The 263-nt window shown below is 62.0% G+C and carries 1 protein-coding gene; it reads left to right on the plus strand.

Translation table 11 applies throughout. The annotated features are described in order from the left end of the window. Nucleotides 1–263 (plus strand): DDE-type integrase/transposase/recombinase (locus ACOJB8_RS41305; RefSeq protein ID WP_475018029.1); only part of this gene is annotated, 263 nt, incomplete at both ends.

Below are 263 nucleotides of genomic sequence, written 5' to 3' on the forward strand. Positions count from 1 at the left end.
CGATTCTGCGCTGGGTGAGGCGTTATACACCCGAGTTCGTCAAACGCTGGAACCGGTTTGCTACACCTGCGGGTCGCTCGTGGCGTGTCGATGAGACTTACCCGAAGATTCGCGGCAGGTGGGTCTACCTGTACCGGGCAGTGGATCGGGCTGGCCGGACGGTGGACTTCATGCTCAGAGCCCGACGCGATGTGGCTGCGGCCAAAGCTTTTTTCAGCAAGGCCATCAAGCGTCAGGGCCAGCCGCCGGAGACCATCACGCTC

The sequence above is a fragment of the Paraburkholderia sp. BR10141 genome (genome assembly GCF_056155635.1).